The organism is Microtetraspora malaysiensis (genome assembly GCF_050947145.1).
In the GTDB taxonomy this organism is placed as follows: domain Bacteria; phylum Actinomycetota; class Actinomycetes; order Streptosporangiales; family Streptosporangiaceae; genus Microtetraspora_A; species Microtetraspora_A malaysiensis.
Window position 1 is genome coordinate 4741133 of record NZ_CP191998.1, and the last position, 19197, is coordinate 4760329.

The following is a 19197-nucleotide window of genomic DNA, read 5'->3' on the forward strand; positions in this document are numbered from 1 at the left end:
AGAGGCTCACGGTGGAACCTGCCCCAGGGGGAGGTCCCACACTGGTCGCGTGATGAGCATCGGTGAATTCGCGCAATTGACAGGTCTGAGCCTGAAAGCCCTGCGTCTCTACGACGAGCGGGGCCTGCTGTCGCCCGCGGTGGTGGACCCGTGGTCGCGGCACCGTCGCTATGCCGCCGCCCAGTTCGAGCAGGCGCTCCGGTTGCGGAGCGCGCGCTCCGCCGACCTGCCGCTGGCCGAGATGCCCGCGCTGCTCGCGGACGAGGGAGGCGCGGCCGCGACGCTGGCGGCGCACCGAGCGAGACTGGCGGCCGAACGGGAGCGCCAGGACGCCGCGCTCGACACGCTCGAACGGCTCCTGCCCGAGCCGGTGCGATGGGAGACGGAGGTGCGCCAGGCCGCGGCGCAGCACTGGGCCGGGGTGGTCCTTCCCGTCGACGAAAGCGACGTCGACAGCGCGAACGAGCAGGCCAACGAGCTGTTCGCCCAGCTCTGGCGACGGCTGTCGGAGGCAGGCAACGCGCCGACGGGGACGTTCTGGACCACGATTAGGACCGCACCCGAAAGCGAGACCGAGATCCAGGTGCTCTGCTGCTGGCCGGTCGCCGCCCCGCCGCCGGCCGATTGGGGCGTGGAGTCCGGCACCATCGAGTCCGGAGCGGAGCTCGTCACCCGCTGGCGGTTCGACCAGGAGGCCCCCGTCGTCGACGGCGCCACGCATCCCGCGGTGCTGGCGCTGCTCGCCGACGCCGAGCGGCGCGGCGCGAGCGTGTCCCTCGCCCAGGTACGGCAGATCGGCCTGCTCGACGAGGACGGCCAGCCGGTGGGCATGGAGGTGGCCGTCCGCGTGGCGGAGTGATCTGGTCTGTCACCCGGCAGCGGAAAGCCGCGGTTACGACGGATTCCCACTCGGTACGCGTACGGCGCTCGGCGCCGGCGCGATCTGGGGGCGAAGGCTGCCCAACCGGACGAGCAGCAGCAACGCTGCCAGCCCGACCGTCACCGGAGCGACGAGGAAGGCCGTCACGGCGCCGAAGCGGTCCACAAGCTGACCGGCCGCCAGGGACCCCACGGCGATGCCGAGGCCGTTGGCCCCGATGACCCAGGTGAACGCCTCGGTGCGTACGCCGTCGGGGACCAGGCTCTCGATGATCGTGAAGCCGGTGATCATCACGGGCGCGATGACGAACCCGGCCAGCGCCGCGGCGCCGTACAGGAGCGGGACGGTCTCCGCGAAGGTGAACGCGAGGATCGCGACGGCCAGCAGGGGCAGGCCGGTCACCAGCCTGACCCGCGCGCTCACCGACCAGCTGACGGCCCCGTAGAGGAACCCGCCCACGGCGCTGGCCGCCCCGAGCGTCCCGTAGACGGCCCCGGCCAGTCCGGGCCGGCCCAGCTCGGCGGTCAGCGAGGTCACGCCGACCTGGAGGCTGCCGAACACCGAGCCCATGGCGAGGAAGGCGGCGGCCACCAGGGCGACGCCGCGCAGACCGAGGACGCCGCCGGAGGAGCGTACGCGGGCCGGGCGCGGCTCGGGCGCGGCCGTACGGACGGCGGCGAACAGCAGCGTGCCCACGACGCTCAGGGCGAGGGCGACGACCAGCGCCACCACCGGCGAGAACGCGGTCGCCAGACCCACGAGCAGCACGGGGGCGAAGGTGAAGGACAGCTCATCGGTGATGGACTCGACGGCGAAGGCGGTGTTGAGGGTGGGGGCGCCGTCCAGGCGGTGCGCCCACCGGGCTCTGACCATCGCCGAGACCTGCGGCGCCGACCCTCCGACGAGCCCGGCGGCGATCACGAGCAGCGGGAGGGAGGCGTGCGCGGCGGCCAGGATCAGCAGCGCGCCGAGCGCCAGCGCGTGGACGGCGGTCTGCGGCACCAGGACGCGCGCCTGGCCGTGCCGGTCGGCGAGCCGTCCGGTCTGCGGTCCGGCGAGAGCCTGCGCGACGGCGGCCGCGGCCGCGGCGACGCCCGCCGCGCCGTACGAGCCGGTGGACCACCGTACGAGCAGCAGAACGCCCATCTGCACCATCGCGAAGGGCAGGCGGGCGATGAGCGCGGGCGCCAGGAACCGCCAGGCCCCCGGTGTCGCCAGCACGTTCAGGTAGGACTTCATGGTCTCCGTCCAGGTGGTGACGGAGAGCCCGGAGGAGCTCACCGTCATGGTGGGCTTCGACCGGGGTTGTTACCGACGCTGCAGGGGTCGGCCGCCGAGCGGTCTTTCTATGGCGGAATGTCCCTTGCGCTGGGGAACATTCCATTCCGGACGATATCAGTGGTCGCCCCGCGACGCGCACGCCCGCGTGACGCCCTGATCATCGCGCGGCCGAGTATGGCATGAAGCACATCGCGGTCGGACAAAACCGCCGAATCTGGGCCGATCGTGGCGGAACCTGATCGTCGCCGTGCCCGAATTCCTCGCCGGTCTCCTAGCCTTGAGTTCTGCCGAATTCAGAGGCCTATGGGGGATCGATTGGACGGGCTCACGTCAGCGCAGGTCGCCACGTCGAAACGCAACGACGTGCCGCGCAGGTCCAGCCGATCCTTCGGCGCGATCATCAGGGCCAACGTTTTCACCTTGTTCAACCTGGTGATCGCCGTTCTCTGGCTGCTCATCATGATCTTCGGAGAGTGGAAGGACGGCCTGTTCGGTCTGGTCATCGTGGCCAACTCGCTGATCGGCATCGTGCAGGAGCTTCGCGCCAAACGCACCCTCGACCGCCTGGCCGTGGTCAACGAGGCCCCGGTCAGAGTACGCAGAGACGGCGCGGAGCGGGAGATCGAGCCGCGCGACATCGTGCTCGGCGACCTCATCCTGCTCGGGCCGGGCGACCGGCTGCTGGTGGACGGCGAGGTCGTCGCGTCCGAGGGGCTGGAGGTCGACGAGTCGCTGCTGAACGGCGAGGCCGACCCCATGCACAAGGAGCCGGGCGACCGGGTGCTGTCGGGCAGCTTCGTCGTCGCGGGCTCGGGCGCGTTCACCGCCACCAAGGTCGGCGCGGACGCCTACGCCGCCCGGCTGACCGCCGAGGCCAGCAAGTTCACCCTGGCCAGCTCGGAGCTGCGCGACGGCGTCGCCCGCTTCATCAAATACATCACCTGGCTGGTCGTCCCCATCGGCGCGCTGCTGATCTACAGCCAGGTCAGCCACCACGCCGACTTCGGCACCGCGATCACCGGCGCCGTGGCCGGCATCGTCACCATGATCCCCGAAGGGCTGGTGCTGATGACCAGCATCGCCTTCGCCGTCGGCGTCGTCCGCCTGGGCCGCCGCAAGTGCCTGGTGCAGGAACTCCCCGCCATCGAGGGCCTGGCCAGGGTGGACGTCCTGTGCCTGGACAAGACCGGCACCCTCACCGCGGGCGGCATGGACCTCGGCGCGGTGCTGCCCCTGCGCGACGACGCGCCGGTCGAGGACGCCCTGGCCGCGCTCGCCAACGTCGACCCCCGGCCGAATCCCACCGCCCAGGCCATCCAGGCCCGCTACCCCTCGGCCCCGCCCGGCTGGGCAGCCGGGCAGCGGGTGCCCTTCTCCTCCGCCCGGAAGTGGAGCGGCGCCGACTTCGACGGCCACGGCGCGTGGCTCCTCGGCGCGCCGGACGTCCTCATCGACCCCGACAGCCCCGCGTACGCCAGGGCGAGCGACCTCGCCGCCGCCGGCGCCCGCGTGCTCGCCCTCTGCCGCGCCCCCGGCCTGGACGGTCAGGACGCCGAGGCCGTCGCGCTCATCACGCTCACGCAGCGCCTGCGCCCCGACGCCCGGGAAACCCTGGCCTACTTCGCCAAGCAGGGCGTCACCGTCAAGGTCATTTCCGGCGACAACCCGCAGGCGGTCTCCGCCATCGCCACCGATCTCGGCATCCCCGGCGGCGACCGGGCGGTCGACTCGCGCACCCTCCCCGAGGACGACCCCGACAAGCTCGCCGAGATCCTCGACTCCAACACGGTCTTCGGACGGGTCACCCCGCACCAGAAGCGGATGTTCGTCGGCGCGCTCCAGTCGCGCGGCCACGTGGTGGCGATGACCGGCGACGGGGTCAACGACGTGCTGGCGCTCAAGGACGCCGACCTCGGCATCGCGATGGGCGCGGGCAGCCCCGCCACCAAGGCGGTCGCGCAGGTGGTCCTCCTGGAGAACCGCTTCGCCACCCTCCCCCACCTGGTCGGCGAGGGACGCCGGGTGCTGGCCAACATCGAGCGCGTCTCGAACCTGTTCCTCACCAAGACCTTCTACGCGATCACGCTGTCGCTGCTCACCGTGGCGACCGGGCTGGCCTTCCCGTTCGCGCCGCGGCACTCCACCCTGGTCAACGCGCTCACCATCGGCGTCCCCGCCTTCTTCCTCGCGCTGGCGCCCACGATCCAGCGGGCCCGGCCGGGGTTCGTGCCCAGAGTGCTGCGCTTCGCCATACCGGCGGGCGTCGCGTGCGCGGCCGCGGTGCTCGCGTCCTTCTGGGCCGCGCACATCCCCGACTCCTCGCTGGAGCAGGACCGGACGTCCGCCGTCATCACCCTGTTCCTGGTCACCTGGTGGGTGCTCGTGATGGTCGTACGCCCCGGGACCGCCTGGCGGCTGGGGCTGGTCGCGGCCATGGCGGGGCTCTTCGTGGTCGCCCTCGCCGTGCCGTACGTGCGCGACTTCTTCGCCTTCGACTTCGACGGCCTGTACGACATCCTGCTGGCCGTCGGCATCGCCGCCGTCGGGGCCGTGGTCATCAGCCTCGCCGTCAAACTCACGCCGCCGCTGGCTCGGACCGACAAGTCATCCGTTTCGTCCGGTTGAGCGGAGTCCCTGACTCGCCTTCACCCAAATGGGGTCTGGATCAGGCTGATCCATCCGGCCTTCTCGCCTGCGGAAGCGGGGACCGGCCCGTCAGACGTGCCAGGTGCTCGACGGACGGGACGACAGCGGGACGGCGGGCGGCAGGGGGCTGGCCGCCTCGGGAGACATGGCGTCGAGGATGAGCGCCAGATAGCGGCGCCAGCCGTCGGTGTTCGGGTCCATCGTGCCCAGCACGCCGATGAGCATGACCATGGCCCGGAAGATGTCCTCGGGGACGAGATCGCCCCGGATGACGCCGGCCTGTTGCCCCCGGCGGGCGAGCAGGGTGAGCGGCTCGAAGAACCGGGCCGCGACATCGGCGGTGACGGCCCCGAGATTGGCGGCGGTGGCCACGATGTTGCGTTCGCGGACGGCCAGGGAGAGGGCGGCCTCCAGCACAGCGGCCAGCGCCCGCCGCGGGTCGTCGTCGCCCAGGCCCTTCTCGATGGCGGGAGCGATCTGTTCGGAGAACGCCTGGTCCAGGGCCGCCCGGAGCAGGGCGGCCTTGTCGGGGAAATGGCGGTAGAGCGTGGCGTTGCCGACGCCGGCGCGGCGGGCGACCTCGTCGAGCTGGGCCTCCGGGCCGCGTTCGGCGTAGACCTGTCGCGCGGCTCGCACGATCTTCTCGAAGTTGCGTGCCGCGTCGGCGCGGAGGGGTTTGGGGGCGTCGATGGCCACGAAATCAGGATAGCAAACCGAGAGTCAACTCTCGATTAGGGATAGCATCTTGACGTGAGTCATGTGAGAGTTGACTCTCTATTACGGGTAATCACCTGTCGCAGTGTGCGCACGAACAGCTTCGGAGCGTGATCGAAACCTGCCTGTTGCCAGGCGGCCAACCATTCACCGGAGGGGAATTCCGAATGAGCGTTGAGGAGCAGGTCCTGCACTACCCGATCCCGAATGACGCGGCGCTGGACCCGCCCGCGGAATGGGAGCGGCTCCGCAGCACGTGCCCGGTAGCCCACGTGACGCTGCCGAGCGGCGACCGCGCGACACTGCTGACCCGCTACGAGGACGTCAAGCAGGTGCTCGCCGACCCGCGCTTCACCCGCCAGCTCACCGCGCCCGATGCGGCCCGGCTGTCGGCCGAGGGCGGGCTGTTCAACAACGAGATGTCGCAGATCATCCCCGACGGAGGCGAGGAGCATCAGCGCTGGCGGCGCCTGGTCGTGAAGTGGTTCACGGCCAGGCGTATGGCCGCCATGCGACCCGCGATGACCCGGATCGCCGAAGACCTGATCGACGACATGGTCAAGCGTGGCGCGCCCGGCGACCTCAGGGCCGACTTCGGCTTCCCGCTGCCGGTCTACGTCATCTGCGACATGCTCGGCGTGCCCGCCGCCGACCGCGACCGGTTCTCGTACTGGTCGGACACCCTGCTCAACCTCACCCGCTACAAGAAGGCCGAGACCGAGGCCGCCCAGGGTGAGTTCTTCCAGTACATGTCCGACCATGTCGCCGCCAGGCGCCGCCAGTTGGGCGACGACCTGCTGAGCGAGCTGATCGCGGTGGGCGGCCCCGAAGACGGCGGCCTGACCGACCTCCAGATCCTGGTCACCGGCATGGCGCTGCTGGTGGCCGGACACGAGACAACCGCCAACATGATCGGCAAGATGGTCTCGATGCTGCTGGCCGACCGCGACCGGTGGGAGCGGCTGCTGGCCGACCCGTCGCTGATCCGCACAACGGTGGAGGAATCGCTGCGCTTCGACGCCAACTCCGGCTTCGGCCTGCCCCGCTACCTCCCCGAGGAGACCGAGGTCAGCGGCACGGTCCTGCCCCGCGGCACCACCGTCGTGTGCAGCATGGCCGCCGCCAACCGCGACGAGAGCGCCTTCGAGGCCGCCGACCAGATGGACCTGAGCCGCAGCCCGAACCCGCACCTGGCCTTCGGCGCCGGGGCTCACTCCTGCCTGGGGCAGGCGCTGGCCCGCACCGAACTGCAGGTCGTCCTGGAGGTGCTCCTGCGCAAGCTCCCGACTCTGGAGCTGGCCGTGCCGGTCGAGGAACTGGAGCCGGTGGAGGGCCTGGCCGTCGGCGGCCTGCGCACCGTCCCGGTCCGCTGGTGAGCCGCCGCCGTACCCGTCCGACTGAGAGGAACCCGAGGTGAAGGTCACCGTCGACGAAGACAAGTGCTGCGGCGCCGGCCAGTGCGTGCTGCTCGCGCCGGAGGTGTTCGACCAGCGCGACGACGACGGCATCGTCACCCTGCTCGACCCCGAGCCCGGCGCGGACCGGCACGCCGCCGTCCGCGAGGCCGCCGCCGTCTGCCCCGCGTCCGCCATCGAGCTGATCGAGTAGGCGCGACGAGGAGACCCGTACGCCTGCTGTGACGAGGCCGGTCGGGTGGCGAGGGGATCACCTCCGCCACCCGACCCACGCCGCTTAGGGAGTGGAGTCCAGGGCGCGGGCGATACCGAAGTCAATCGGCCACGGCCCGTCGACAGCCAGGATCACGTTGGCCGGTTCGAGGTCCCGATGCATCAAGCGCGATACGCGCAACGATGAGACCTCAGGAATCCTGAAGGCACTTCATAAGCCAGAAAACGGCGCCCTGCGCCCGGAATGGAGCTGTCGCTGCGGTCCATGGTAGGTACTCGGCATGGAGTTCTTCTGTTATCACCGCGATCGGTCTGACTCTGCGGCGCTGCGTGACGAGTTGTTGGAAGAGCACTGGTCCTACATGGATCGGTACGCGGCGGAGATGATCGCCCGTGGCCCGACCTTCGACCGCGACAGCGACCTGGCCACCGGCAGCGTGCACATCGTCGACCTGCCAGATCTCGCCAGCGCGCGTGCGTTCGTCTTCGAAGAGCCCAACTGGCAGGCCGGTGTGTACCGGGACGTGGTGTTGCGCCGATGGCGCAACGTGCTGGGGCGCACCATGTGGGATTTCCCTGGTGGCCGGGAGGGCGGCAACCGGTATCTGGTGCTGGGCCTCGGCTCCGGGCAGGCTGCCGACCTTGTCCCGCCGCCCGACCGGGACGAGCTGATCGCGTACGGGCCGCTGCTGTCTGACGACAGCACCACCTGGCTGGGTACGGCAGTACTGGTTCGGGCGCCGGACCCGGATGCGGCACGCGCCGTCCTGACCCTGGACCGGTACGCTGACATCGAGGTCCACGACTGGGAGTTCGGCGGGCGACGGTAATGGTCACTTGACCTCGTCGAGGTGGGCCAGAACCCCCGCGAACAACCCGCGTTGGAGATTACCAGGGACGAAGTGGCCCGTAGAGAGGCCAGTTCTCGCCCTTGAAATCAGGCATTAGTTACTGGGTGCGAGAAGCACAGCGAGACGCTCGGCTGGGGTTTCCCAGTCGAGCGTCTTTCTTGGTCTGGAGTTCAGTTCAGCCGCGACGGCGTCGAGGTCCTCGCGGGTGTGAACGGACAGGTCAGTGCCCTTCGGGAAGTACTGGCGCAGCAGGCCGTTGGCGTTCTCGTTGGAGCCGCGCCGCCAAGGAAACTGGCCGGCTTGCAGAAGTAGACCGGCATATCCGCGGCGACGGAGAACTCGTGGTGGCGTCCCATTTCGCTGCCCTGGTCCCAGGTGAGGGAGCGTCGGAGGTGGGCCGGTAGCGTCGCAATGGTGTCGAGCAGGGCATCGCGCATGCTGACCGCGCCGTGGTCGTTCGGTAGGTGAACGAGCATGACGTAGCGGGTGGTGCGCTCGACCAGCGTGCCGATGGCCGAGTTCTGGTTCCTGCCAATGATCAGATCACCTTCGTCTCCACGCGGGCGACGAGCGCCCCGTTGCCTCACGGCTTGATGTGGGCCGTCATCGACTGCCAGGGCGCGGCGTCGAACACCAGCATGATCGAGACGATCTTGCCGTTCTCCAGGCGGAAGTGCTCGGCCGTGCGCTGCGTGCCGGCCGGTGTCGCGGTGTGCACGTCATACACGAGGGTCGCCTCGGCTTCGCCGTACAGCTCGCTGATGAGATCGACCCCGGTCACGATCGACACGAATCCCGGCAACGTCGCCAGATGCCCCGTCCGGTCGCCGGAGCTGATGAACGGGCTCTGGAAGTGGAACGGCTCTCCGAGGTGCGCCGCTGCCCCGGCCGCGTCCCCGCGGAAGCGGGCCTCGTGATAGCCGCGTACGGCATGGCGGGTCTGTTTCTGAGCGGTCAGAGTCATGACTGGGATCCGTTCTGGCGAAGGTGGTCGGCGAGGCGCTGCTGGTTGGCGGCCATCCGCAGGCACAGATCGCGGAAGACGACCAGTTCTTCAGGGGTGAACCCCCGGAACATCGCCCGCATGGCGAGCTGTGACGGCTTGCGGAAGGCGTCGATCCATGCCTGCCCGGCGGGTGTGATCTCGGCCAGGACCGAACGGCGATCCTTCGGGTCGGGGACCCGGCGGACCAGCCCGTCACGCTCCAACGTGTCCACCAAGCCGGTGACGTTCCGCGAGCTGACCCCGCCGGCGCGGGCGAGCTCACCGATGCTGATCCCCTGGTCGCTGCCGCTGAGCCGGATCAGCACGTCGAGAGCGCCCGCGCTGACCCCCCTGCCCTCCGAGCCGTGGGCTCGCATGCGTTCGACGGCGTGATACGCGGTGCGGACGGCGGCGCTCGCCTCAAGGGCGAGCAGGTCCCCGTCTCCACCGATGAACTGGGCCATCGCGGCCCTGGCCCGGGGGTCAAAGAGGAAGCCGTCCGGGTCACGTTGAAAATTGTCTACGTCATTCATAGTAATTTTAGAGATTAGTACCTACTTCCAGATCTTGCCAACCGGTGCGCGGCGCGGCCATGGTGAGCGGCACGGACCGCTCTGCGGCGACCGTCATGGCATGCTCCGCGAGCACGGCGTCTAGGCCGGCACCGTGCGCGCCATCACCGAGAGCTGATCAACCTCACTCCCCCTCCAGGGAGCGCGACCACCCGTCGATCTGGAGGGTTCCGTCCCCCGCGCAGGTGCGCGAGGGCTTCCGGAGTCAGAGAGAACCGGGAGGAGATGCGGTGGCGTAGATGCGCAGAAAGGCGCGCACTCCGCCGGTGATGATCGCCCTGACCTTCTCTTCGGGGAGCGGGACGGCCCCGTAGAAGGTCTGCTGGTTGATGTCGGTGATGGTCAGGAGGGTGAGGTGGGCGGCGGCGCGGTCGGCGTCGCCGATCTCCAGCAGACCCTGGCCGGCGATCCGGCGCAGGTACGGCGCCAGGCGCAGGTGGCCGGTCTGCGGGCCGGCGTCTATCCATGCGCGCAGGATGGCCGGGGGGATGTGGGCGGCCTCCGCCTCAATGGTGCGCACGAGCGCGAAGTGGTCGGGGAAGGCGGTGACCGCCGCGACACGGTCGAGGGAGAACGCGATCAGATCCTCCTCCAGATCGACGATCTTGTGGAGGTGACGGTCCATGATCTGGGCGATCGCGGCGGTGACCTCGTGGGCGCCTTCCAGCGCGACGGTCTCGAAGAGGTGCTGTTTATCGGTGAAGTGGTTGTAGATCGTGCGCTTGGAGACACCGGCCTCGGCGGCGATCGTGTCGACGCCGGCGCGGGCATAGCCGTCGCGGCCGAACACCCTGCGGGCCGCGCGCATGATCGCCTGCCGCTTGTCCGGTCTGCCGTAGGACTCGGTCTGGCGGCCGGTCATGGGCGTTCCTCCCGCAGGGAAACCATGTGGTGTCAATGCTGCTCCGGGCAGTTTACGAGTGTTCGGCCGCCCTGCGGGCGGGCGCGTCGAGCAGCTCCCGCAGCATCGCCAAAGTAAACCATCAAGTGCAGAATGTGCACTAGCAGGTGTACTTTGACGGAGTGAGCAACCGGACTTCCCCCACCGAACGCCTTTCCGTCCTGTGGCTGGCGCTACTGGCCACGCCGACCTCGCTGAGCGCCAACACCACGACCACCGTCATCCCTGACCTGGCACGTGACCTGGGCGTATCCGCCGCCGACGCGACCTGGGCCGCCACCGCCTTTGGTTGGGGCGCCGCCATCGGCACCCCGCTGGTCACCGGGCTGCTGCGGCGCTACGGGCTCTACACCGCCGTGGTGGTGCACGCCGTCCTCGTCGCCGGCGGAACCTTGTTGGTGGCCACCGCTCCCGTGCTGCCAGTACTGCTCGCCGGACGGATCGCGCAGGCCGTCGGCGGCGGTGGCCTGGTGACAGTCGCCATCATGCTGGCCGGCACGTCCAGCCGGACGGGCGCCGTCAGCGCAGGCGTCGGCCTGGTCGGCGCCTTCGGTCCGCTGGCCGGCTCCACGCTGTCGGCGGTTTCCTGGCGCCTTCCGCTCTGCCTGTCATTGGCCGCGCTGCCGGCGGTGCCCACCGTCCTGCGCCGTGCCCGCCTTCACTCCGGTGTCGGCGACACCTCGCGCACGGACATCCCGGGAATCGCCCTGGTGGTGGGACTCGTCAGCGCCCTGATCCTGCTCCCGCGCTCCGCGCCGCACGCGTTGGCGGCCGCAGCAATGCTGGGCGCCCTGCTGGTATGGCACGTGCGCCGCCACCCTGACGGATTCGTCCCGCAGCCGATCGTGCGGTCACGCGTGTTCCTCGCCGCGGCCGCGGCCGCGTGCGCACTGTCGACCTCCTACTTCGCGATCCTGTACACGGCACCGCGCACGATGGAGGAGCACTGGACCGCCGGCCACACCGGCATGGCGATGCTGGCCGGCCTCGCCGGCGGTTCCTTGGGCTCACTGCTGTTCACCCGGCGCACCACGCGAATCGGCGCGCGGACGACGCAAGGAGTCGTGCTGATCAGCGGCGTACTGGCCGTGATCCTGTCCCTCCGCACTCCCTGGCCGCTGAGCGCCGCGGCGGCGGTCGCGTGTGCGGTGTTCGCAGCCACGGCGGCGATGGCCTGGTACGCGGCGCGCGTCGGCGCCCTGATGCCGGCCTCCTACCGGCAGGCCGCCGTGGGTCTGTTCACCCTGGCCTACCAGCTCGGTGGCGCCTTCGGCCCCGCGCTGGCCACCTTACTGATCACCTGAAGCACTCACCTCGCCGCCCTCTCGCCGGTCTCGTCCGGCAGGCTGCCGGCGTAAGCAGGAGGCAGGCTCCTGGGCAGTGGGAGCCCGCCTCCTGCTCAGGGTCAGCCGCAGGTCGTTACCGATCGCAGTCGTGCCTCAACCCGAGGATGGGAGATCGCCATCGGCGGGGCGGTTGTATTGAGGCCAGAACCCGGACGGTCTCCGACGTTCTTGCCGTCGCCGGACGCCGCCAGGATCACCCAACGGGAAATTGCTTTCGCACCTTGACCGGATCGGGACGTCGGAAATCCTCATCTTCCCGGGCAGGAGGCCTTTCCCAGGTGAACAGTCAGGCCGGATCGCCATCACCGTCCGGCGGGAACCAGGCTTGGAGGTTCTGCGGGTTGATCGGCAGTGAGATATGTTCGTGCGTGATCAGCCATCTGCCGCCCGACCGTCGGCAACAAACGGACGACCGAACCCAGATCGCGGTGTCGAGCCCGTTCTTGCGTTTACCGCTGTCCAGGTGAAGCATGTGCGCGAACGCGACATCCGCGCTCGTCGCAATGGTCAGGTCGTGTGTCTCGAGTCCGATGGGGCCGTCGAATCCATCGAACCACCGTACAAAGTTACGGCGAACGTCATCGAATCCCGCGAACTGGAGCGGGGGGACGACGTCGTAATAAACGATGTCGGGAGAATAGAGCTCCATGAGTCGATCGATATCCTTTGTCTGACAGGCGGCGACTCGCCTCTCCAAGAGCGCCCTAACTTCAGCATCGCTCACAGTCATTGCATCCTCCGTTCAGAGAATCCGGCCGCAACCAGCTCGCCCGGCGACGGTCCAGGTGGTCTCAACAGTCCGACAACGCAGCCCATCAAAATGTGAGGCGGCGCACCGGCCGCACAGCTCGGCGCGTTGGCTCGGACCACGCCGCAGGAGCCGGACAAGCCGCCACCAGGCGACCTCGACGACCAGGACCAGACCGACGAGCCGTCAGCCGGACGGGCGGAGTCCGGCGAACATGATGTCGAGGGTTCTCCGGCGCAGGTCGTGATCCCAGCCGCCCTGCAGGGCGCCCTGGCAGGCGCTGGTCAGCAGGGCCATCGTCTCGTCGAGGCGGATCTCCGGGCGGATCGCGCCGACGCCCTGTCCCTCCGCCAGCAGCTCCCCCACCGCGTCACCGAGCGAGCCGAGCGGGCCGGTGATCGGCACTTCCATGCCCTCGGCGGCGAGCAGGATCACGACCGTCCGGTTCGCCGCCGTACGCTCCACGAGTCGCGCGAAGAAATCGAACAGGGCGGTCGCCGGGTCTCCGTGCGCGATGAGATCCGCGGCGTCATCCGTGACCTGCTGCAGCAACCGCTTCATCAGCGCCCGCAAAAGGTCGGCCTTCGTGGGGAAGTGCCGGAACACGGTGCCGACCGCCACGCCCGCGCGCCGCGCCACCTCCTCTGTCGACGCGTGCCGCGCCACCGTCGTCCACGACACGCAAGATCCGGAAACGATCATCGTGGAGTACGAGCTGACCGGCACATCGACGAAGACGAACCGGCAGTCCACGGCCGCTTTCATCGGAGTTCTCACGGTGCGCGACGGCAAGGTCGTCCTCTGGCGCGAGTACCAGAACACCTTGGCCATCATGCAAGCCATCGGATAGGCGGCTCGCCCCGGTCTCAGGACAGGGCCTCGACATAGTGGCTTAATGTCCGGTTCTGGGCCGGCCTCCGCGGAGTAGAGGCCAGTGAGAGGCGAACGACCGCCGACATGCCAACAGGAACGACCCGAGTGATCATGAGGTTTTCGACGCCAAATGATCAGAGGAGGCCGTGCCGGCCCCTGGGGCCGGCAAAGTCGGTTGAGTGGCGATTGATCACCTAATCCCGAGGACCTGGGGAGGGCGGATGACGTCTCGGGCGATGAATCGGATGGCTCGCCATGCCGAAGAACACGCCTGTGTTGGCAGTGCGGTTGGCAGTGTTCGGCGCGATCCGCGACGCCTCCGGAGCTCCGCGCGCTGGTGGTCGTGGAGATCCTTCTCCCGGCCGACCGTCACGAGCTCGAAGACACCCACCCGATCGCGTAGGGACGCCTTACGTATCCGTCGCTTCGACAATCACTCGCGGTCTGGCGGGGTTTGCTCGATCTACGGCAATCCTCCGGACGTAGCCGGATGGCTGCCGCTCTTCATCCGCGTAGGCGGGCCTGCTGAAATCGCCATCGGTCAAGCCGCAACTCACGTACTGGTCGATGGGCTGGGCGTCGTCATCGGGTTCAGGCTGCGGCAGGTGGCTGGAGTTCAGGAAGTCCTGCAGGCCCGCTGATGTCGTGGTGAATTCCAAGGTCAGGGAGTACTCCCCGAACACAGGATGCTTGTCTGAGGCAAAGTGCAGATCGTCCGCCTGCACTGGGATCGCGAGCTGGAAATGCCGCGTTGCCTCCCGTAACTCCAGATTGCTGCCTGAGCAAGCTCGCGGATCACTGATGTACGGTCCACGCCCGTCGTCTCCGGAGCTCCCCAAAGCGCAAGAGCTGACGGCACAGGCAAGCAGCGGCGCCGCAACCCATCGGAAGGGGTGCCCCCGACTTCGGACGCTCAACATCATTTCGCCAGGCTAGTTGTTGCCTGCTGCCGCGGGCCATCAATTCGATAAGCCCCTCCAGCTAGATGATCGATCGCCACCCAACCGACTTTGCCGGGACCCTGGGTCTCAGGAGACGACCATGGTGAGCGCGGCATCCCTGGCCGGGGCAGACGCGGTTGCCGCACCCCGCGCCGGAACCCTGGGTGTCACCACTGCGATCCCGGTTTCAAGGTGTGCAGGAAGCACTACTGGCCCCCCTCTCGCCCGACGAACGCCACCAATTGACCGAGCTTCTGGCCCGCGCCCTCGACCATCACACGCAGTTCCAGCAACTCCACCAGCTCAGCAAGAGGCTCGATCTCGTGAACGGCGAATGAATTCTTCCGTACGGTCGATCTTTCGCCGCCCATACCCGAGTTCTGCCGCTACATAATTCCACTACACGGTTTATTACGTGAAATGGAGTGCGATGAAGCGGTGGATCGGCGTCATTCTGGCGGCTGTTCTCGCCGGAGTGGTGGTGATCGCGGTCGTCGCCGGCAACCGGGGCAGCGAGGTTCCCCAACCGACCGTGGTGAGAGGCGTCATCGGCTCGGAGAAGAAGCCGTTCTTCGACGATCCGCAGGTCAAGGCAGCCTTCGCCGAGCACGGCCTGCGCGTCGAGGTGGACACCGCCGGATCGCGGCAGATCGCCACCGACGTGGATCTGAGCCGCTACGCCTTCGCCTTTCCCTCCAGCGCTCCGGCCGCTGAGAAGATCAAGCGTGACCGCAAGGCCACCGTGACGTTCTCTCCGTTCTACTCGCCGATGGCCGTGGCCACCTTCGAGCCGATCAGCGGCCTGCTGGCCAAGGTCGGCGTGTTGCGCGATTCCGGCAAGGGCTACCAGGTACTCGATATAAAGAAATATCTCGAATTAGCAGCTGAAGGCACCCGGTGGGATCAAATTCCCGGCAACTCGGTCTATCCGGCGCGCAAGAGGGTGCTGCTCACCACCACGGATATTCGCACCTCCAACTCCGCGGCCATGTATCTCTCCGCGATCGGCTACGTCGCCAACGGCGACGACGTGGTCGGCTCCGACGCCCAGATCGCCAAGGTCGCGCCGCTCCTCGCACCGGTCGTTCTCGACCAGGGCTTCTCCGAGACCACCAGCGAGGCGTCGTTCGACGACTATCTCGCGCTGGGCGCGGGCAAGACGCCGATGCTCGTCGTCTACGAGGCGCAGTATCTGTCCCACGTCTTCGCCGGAGACGGGGCGATCAAGCCCGGCATGCGCCTGGTCTACCCCTCGCCGACCGTGCTCAGCAAGCACACGCTGGTCCCGCTCAGCGAGCCGGGGGTGCGGGTAGGCGAACTGCTCACCCGGGACCCGCGACTGCTCGCTCTCGCCGCCGCGTACGGCTTCCGCACCACGGACCCCCAGGCCTTCACCGACCTGGTCACCAAGACCAAAGCCCCGACGGCGGGTGACCTGATCGACGTCGTCGAGCCGCCCACCTACGAGCACCTGGAGAAGCTGATCGATGCGATCGGCGCCACCTCCCGGCCCTAGTGAGGAGATCCGTCACGTGTCCGATCTGGTGCTCACGCCACCCGCACCCGTCACGCCGATTCCGGCCGAGACGGCGTCCACCATGCTGCCGCTGCTCGACGAGCGCGCGGCCGAGCTGACCGCCAAGGCGCAGGACTTCGCGCGAGAGCTGAGCGGGCTCGACCCGCGTGCGCCGGAGTTCACCCGCAAGGTGCACGACATCTCCTCGATGGGCGACACCGAGATCAGGTCCGCGTCACAGGTGGCCAACCGCATGCTCAAGCGGCCCGTCGCCGCGCTGTCCTCGGCCAAGGGCGAGGGCGCCGATGCCCAGGCCAGGGTCGCCGACCGGCTGGTGGCGCTCCGCCGTACGGTGGTGGACCTGGACCCGAAGCAGGCGGCGAGCGGGACACGCAAGCTGCTGGGACTCATCCCGTTCGGCGACCGGCTGCGCGACTACTTCGCCAAGTACCACTCGGCCCAGAAGCACATCGACGACATCATCCGTGCTCTCAAGTCCGGCCAAGACGAGCTGTTGCGCGACAACGCGGCCATCGAGGGCGAGAAGGCCAACCTGTGGGAGACCATGACCCGCCTGCAGGAGTACGCGGTCATGGCCAAGGCGATCGACGAGGCCCTGGAGGAGCGCATCGTGCTGGCCGACGAGGAGCGGGCGACGGCGCTGCGCTCCGACGCGCTGTTCGCCGTACGGCAGAAGCACCAGGACATCCTCACCCAGCTGGCCGTGTCGGCCCAGGGCTATCTGGCGCTCGACCTGATCCGCAAGAACAACTTGGAGCTGAGCAAGGGCGTGGACCGGGCCACCACGACGACCGTCGCCGCGCTACGGACCGCGGTGACGGTCGCACAGGCCCTGGCCAACCAGAAGCTGGTGCTCGACCAGATCACCGCGCTCAACGCCACCACGAGTGACCTCATCCTGGCCACCAGCGAGATGTTGCGCACCCAGGCCGGGGCGATCCAGAACCAGGCGGCCAATACGACCGTCGACATGGACACGCTGCGCAAGGCCTTCGACAACATCTACGCCACCATGGACATGATCGACGCGTTCAAGGCGAGCGCCGTGGACAGCATGGCGGCCACCGTCGAGAGCCTGACGGTCGAACTGGCCCACGCGAACACCTACCTGGAGCGGGCCCGGGAGGACGAGCGATGAGGCGGGCGTTCGCGGCCCTCCTTCTCCTGCTGGCTGCTGCCTGCTCGTCCGGGGCCGAGTCGCCGGATTCGCCCGACACGCTGCGGATATTGGCGGGCAGTGAGATCAAGGACCTCGAACCGCTGCTCCGGCGGGCCGCCGCCGAGATCGGGGTGCGGGTGAAGCCGGCCTACACCGGCACACTCGACGGTGCCGAACAGGTCGCGAGCGGCCGCGCCGACGGCGCGGCGGACGCGATCTGGTTCTCCTCCAACCGCTACCTCTCGCTGATCGACGGCGCCCCGGCCAGGCTGTCCACCCAGACCAAGGTGATGGTCTCGCCTGTCGTGCTGGGCCTCAAGCCGGCGAAGGCCGCGGAACTCGGCTGGAACAAGAAAGCGGTCTCCTGGGCCGACATCGCCGAGGCGGCCAAGGCCGGGACGTTCACCTTCGGCATGACCAACCCCGCCTCCTCCAATTCGGGCTTCTCCGCGCTGGTCGGGGTGGCCGCTGCGTTGTCGGACGCGGACGGCGCGCTCAGCGCCGCGCAGATCAGCGCGGTGACGCCCAAGCTCAAGGACTTCTTCTCCGCGCAACGGCTGACCGCGGGCTCGTCCGGCTGGCTGGCCGACGCCTACGGCCGCGACACAAGCGTCGACGGAATGGTCAACTACGAATCGGTGCTGATGGGTCTGCGCGAGCCGGTCACCCTCGTCTATCCGAGCGATGGCGTGGTCAGCGCCGACTATCCGCTCACGCTGCTCGCCTCCGCCTCCGAGGAGAAGAAGGTCCTGTACGGCAGGCTCACCGCCTGGCTGCGCACGCCTGCTGTACAGAAGGAGATCACGACCACGACCCATCGGCGGCCGATCGTTCCCGGCGTCGCGCTGGACCCTCGCTTCGGCTCCTCCCAGCTCATCGAGCTGCCGTTCCCCAACCGGCGCGATACCGCCGACCTGCTGATCGCCACCTATCTCAACCAGGTGCGGGTCCCGGCCCACGCGATGTTCGTGCTGGACACCTCAGGCTCGATGCGGGGTGACCGGCTCGAGGCGCTGCGGCAGGCGCTCGTCGCGCTGACCGGGGCGGACACCTCCGCCTCCGGCGCCTTCTCCCGCTTCAGCGATCGCGAAACCGTGACGATGATCCCGTTCAACGGGACGGCGGGGCGGCCGACCGCGTTCGCCGTCCCCGATCGGAATCCGTCGCCGGTGCTCGCGCAGATCAGGGAGTTCGCCGAGCGGCTGGACGCCATCGGCGGCACCGCGATCTACGACAGCCTCAGGGCGGCCTACGACCAGCCCGCCACGCCGGGCCACTACACGTCGATCGTGCTGATGACCGACGGCCAGAACACCAACGGTTCCGGCTACGCCGACTTCGAGGCCTACTATCGCGCGCTGCCGGAGGAGCGGCGCCGTACACCCACGTTCGTCGTGCTCTTCGGCGAGAGCGACGTCGAGGAGATGCGCGCGGTCGCCGCCCTGACCGGCGGCGCGGTGTTCGACGCCCGCTCCACCTCGTTGAGCAGCGCGTTCAAGGAGATCCGTGGGTATCAGTGACCGCGTATTGCGCTACCTGGGCTCGACCCGGAACATCGCGGGCTCGTCATTGGCACTGCTCGGCGTCGCCGCCCACTTCCTCGGACTCGCGGGAGCCTTCTGGCCGGTGGTCGTGGCCGGACTGTACGGCGTGGGCGCGCTGCTCGCCCCACCTGACCGGGTCCGGCTGACGATCTCGCCCGCGGAAGTGGAGACGAAGCGGCTCCGCGCCGACCTGGACGCGCTGCTCCGGCGAATCGACCGGCGATTCCCCGACGACGTGCACGCCGCCGTGAACGCGCTGGCCGAGGTCGTCGGGGACGTCCTCGGCCGGGCTGAGCAGCTGACCTCCTCCCCCGACCAGCTGCACGTCGTGTCGCAGACGATCCGGAGCTATCTGCCGTCGAGCCTGGAGGCGTACGCCAACCTGCCGCGCGGCTACGCCCTGGCGCGACGGGGCGACCGCAGGCGCAGTGCGCACGAGGAACTGCTCGCCCAGATCGCGCTCCTGGACGCCCAGATGCGCAAGGTCGCCGACGCGATCCACCGCGGTGACGAGCAGGCCCTGCGCGATCAGGGTCGTTTCCTCCAGGACCGGTTCGGCGGCTCTGACCTCGACCTCTCGATCTGACATCC

19 protein-coding genes and 1 pseudogene are annotated in these 19197 nt (G+C 68.8%); 11 read left to right on the forward strand and 9 right to left on the reverse strand.

From position 1 onward, the window contains the following. Positions 1-52 precede the first annotated feature (52 nt). Positions 53-859 carry a MerR family DNA-binding transcriptional regulator gene (locus tag ACQP1V_RS22480; protein ID WP_433411397.1) on the forward strand — a complete coding sequence of 269 codons (807 nt, stop codon included), beginning with the start codon at positions 53-55 and terminating at the stop codon, positions 857-859. Between the two features lie 33 nt (positions 860-892). On the opposite strand, the gene ACQP1V_RS22485 is transcribed toward ACQP1V_RS22480, so the two are convergent. Then, the gene (locus tag ACQP1V_RS22485; protein ID WP_433411399.1) at positions 893-2167 is read right to left on the reverse strand and encodes an MFS transporter; all 1275 of its coding nucleotides are present in this window, start codon (positions 2165-2167) and stop codon (positions 893-895) included. Positions 2168-2464: 297 nt separating this feature from the next. Between ACQP1V_RS22485 and ACQP1V_RS22490 the strand changes: the two genes are divergently transcribed. Continuing rightward, entirely contained in the window at positions 2465-4786 is a 2322-nt protein-coding gene (locus ACQP1V_RS22490; protein WP_433411401.1) for an HAD-IC family P-type ATPase, read from the forward strand. A 90-nt stretch (positions 4787-4876) separates the two neighbouring features. Here ACQP1V_RS22490 and ACQP1V_RS22495 read toward each other — a convergent pair whose 3' ends face one another. Beyond that, the gene (locus ACQP1V_RS22495; RefSeq protein ID WP_433411403.1) at positions 4877-5503 is read right to left on the reverse strand and encodes a TetR/AcrR family transcriptional regulator; all 627 of its coding nucleotides are present in this window, start codon (positions 5501-5503) and stop codon (positions 4877-4879) included. Positions 5504-5688: 185 nt separating this feature from the next. Between ACQP1V_RS22495 and ACQP1V_RS22500 the strand changes: the two genes are divergently transcribed. The 3 genes from ACQP1V_RS22500 to ACQP1V_RS22510 all read left to right on the forward strand — a co-directional run bounded on the left by ACQP1V_RS22500 (position 5689) and on the right by ACQP1V_RS22510 (position 7979). After that, positions 5689-6897: a cytochrome P450 gene (locus ACQP1V_RS22500; protein ID WP_433411405.1), complete on the forward strand. Its 1209-nt coding sequence runs from the start codon at positions 5689-5691 to the stop codon at positions 6895-6897. A 37-nt stretch (positions 6898-6934) separates the two neighbouring features. Further along, positions 6935-7129 carry a ferredoxin gene (locus ACQP1V_RS22505; RefSeq protein WP_387418055.1) on the forward strand — a complete coding sequence of 65 codons (195 nt, stop codon included), beginning with the start codon at positions 6935-6937 and terminating at the stop codon, positions 7127-7129. A 301-nt stretch (positions 7130-7430) separates the two neighbouring features. Next, positions 7431-7979 (forward strand): YciI family protein, encoded by a 549-nt coding sequence (locus tag ACQP1V_RS22510; RefSeq protein WP_433411407.1) that lies wholly within the window; start codon positions 7431-7433, stop codon positions 7977-7979. Between the two features lie 114 nt (positions 7980-8093). Here the strand turns inward: ACQP1V_RS22510 and ACQP1V_RS22515 are convergent. From ACQP1V_RS22515 to ACQP1V_RS22530, 4 genes and pseudogenes are all read right to left on the reverse strand, one after another. After that, positions 8094-8551, reverse strand: a pseudogene (locus ACQP1V_RS22515) (IS30 family transposase); the annotation flags it as partial. Positions 8552-8583: 32 nt separating this feature from the next. Beyond that, positions 8584-8964 (reverse strand): hypothetical protein, encoded by a 381-nt coding sequence (locus tag ACQP1V_RS22520; RefSeq protein ID WP_433411409.1) that lies wholly within the window; start codon positions 8962-8964, stop codon positions 8584-8586. Then, positions 8961-9518 carry a MarR family winged helix-turn-helix transcriptional regulator gene (locus ACQP1V_RS22525; RefSeq protein WP_433411411.1) on the reverse strand — a complete coding sequence of 186 codons (558 nt, stop codon included), beginning with the start codon at positions 9516-9518 and terminating at the stop codon, positions 8961-8963. The genes ACQP1V_RS22520 and ACQP1V_RS22525 overlap by 4 nt, the downstream gene beginning before the upstream one ends. Before the next feature lie 244 nt (positions 9519-9762). Then, positions 9763-10419: a TetR/AcrR family transcriptional regulator gene (locus ACQP1V_RS22530; protein ID WP_433411413.1), complete on the reverse strand. Its 657-nt coding sequence runs from the start codon at positions 10417-10419 to the stop codon at positions 9763-9765. Between the two features lie 161 nt (positions 10420-10580). Between ACQP1V_RS22530 and ACQP1V_RS22535 the strand changes: the two genes are divergently transcribed. After that, positions 10581-11762 carry an MFS transporter gene (locus ACQP1V_RS22535; RefSeq protein WP_433411415.1) on the forward strand — a complete coding sequence of 394 codons (1182 nt, stop codon included), beginning with the start codon at positions 10581-10583 and terminating at the stop codon, positions 11760-11762. Between the two features lie 328 nt (positions 11763-12090). On the opposite strand, the gene ACQP1V_RS22540 is transcribed toward ACQP1V_RS22535, so the two are convergent. Next, positions 12091-12534, reverse strand: a complete 444-nt coding sequence (locus ACQP1V_RS22540; protein WP_433411417.1) for a YybH family protein — start codon at positions 12532-12534, stop codon at positions 12091-12093. Between the two features lie 204 nt (positions 12535-12738). Beyond that, positions 12739-13233 carry a TetR/AcrR family transcriptional regulator gene (locus ACQP1V_RS22545; RefSeq protein WP_433411419.1) on the reverse strand — a complete coding sequence of 165 codons (495 nt, stop codon included), beginning with the start codon at positions 13231-13233 and terminating at the stop codon, positions 12739-12741. Here ACQP1V_RS22545 and ACQP1V_RS22550 point away from each other — a divergent pair. Continuing rightward, positions 13160-13402 carry a nuclear transport factor 2 family protein gene (locus ACQP1V_RS22550; protein ID WP_433411421.1) on the forward strand — a complete coding sequence of 81 codons (243 nt, stop codon included), beginning with the start codon at positions 13160-13162 and terminating at the stop codon, positions 13400-13402. The genes ACQP1V_RS22545 and ACQP1V_RS22550 overlap by 74 nt on opposite strands. Before the next feature lie 433 nt (positions 13403-13835). Here ACQP1V_RS22550 and ACQP1V_RS22555 read toward each other — a convergent pair whose 3' ends face one another. After that, positions 13836-14084, reverse strand: a complete 249-nt coding sequence (locus ACQP1V_RS22555; protein ID WP_433411423.1) for a hypothetical protein — start codon at positions 14082-14084, stop codon at positions 13836-13838. A gap of 712 nt (positions 14085-14796) precedes the next feature. Here ACQP1V_RS22555 and ACQP1V_RS22560 point away from each other — a divergent pair. Genes ACQP1V_RS22560 through ACQP1V_RS22575 form a run of 4 tightly spaced genes read left to right on the forward strand, consistent with a single transcriptional unit; the run spans position 14797 to position 19192 of the window. Next, complete coding sequence (locus ACQP1V_RS22560; protein ID WP_433411425.1) at positions 14797-15882, forward strand: hypothetical protein; 1086 nt, start codon at positions 14797-14799, stop codon at positions 15880-15882. A 16-nt stretch (positions 15883-15898) separates the two neighbouring features. Further along, positions 15899-17041 (forward strand): toxic anion resistance protein, encoded by a 1143-nt coding sequence (locus ACQP1V_RS22565; protein ID WP_433411427.1) that lies wholly within the window; start codon positions 15899-15901, stop codon positions 17039-17041. After that, on the forward strand, positions 17038-18582 hold the full coding sequence (locus ACQP1V_RS22570) for a VWA domain-containing protein (protein WP_433411429.1): 1545 nt from the start codon (positions 17038-17040) through the stop codon (positions 18580-18582). Before ACQP1V_RS22565 ends, ACQP1V_RS22570 begins: the two co-directional genes overlap by 4 nt. Next, on the forward strand, positions 18569-19192 hold the full coding sequence (locus ACQP1V_RS22575) for a hypothetical protein (protein ID WP_433411431.1): 624 nt from the start codon (positions 18569-18571) through the stop codon (positions 19190-19192). Before ACQP1V_RS22570 ends, ACQP1V_RS22575 begins: the two co-directional genes overlap by 14 nt. Positions 19193-19197: the final 5 nt, after the last annotated feature.